This is a genomic window from Paraburkholderia sp. NMBU_R16, from assembly GCF_013282575.1.
Lineage (GTDB): Bacteria > Pseudomonadota > Gammaproteobacteria > Burkholderiales > Burkholderiaceae > Trinickia.
Genome location: NZ_JAAAYE010000378.1, coordinates 1 through 265, shown reverse-complemented (window position 1 = coordinate 265; position 265 = coordinate 1). Strand labels below are relative to the sequence as shown.

The 265-nt window shown below is 63.0% G+C and carries 1 pseudogene; it reads right to left on the bottom strand.

From position 1 onward, the window contains the following. Positions 1-265: pseudogene (locus GWC77_RS28590) on the bottom strand (hypothetical protein); the annotation flags it as partial.

The window sequence follows — 265 nt, the reverse complement described above, 5'->3', positions numbered from 1 at the left end:
GAAGCCTGAAGCTGGGCACCGCGATGTCGAGACCACGCAGCGCCCAGAATTCGCGCATGTGGCCGGTGATCTGCCGCATGCCCCAGCCGACCAGCCGGTAGAAGATGAAGATCAGTTCAAGGTATGCCTCGCTGTACATCTGGGCCTGGCCCGACACGCCCTTCGGGTAGGGCGTGTCGTTGATGAACAGCGCCTTCAGGTCGCCCTCGGCACCATACAGGCTCAGTTGCCCGCGCCGCTTCAGGCTCTCGTTGTACTCATGCGC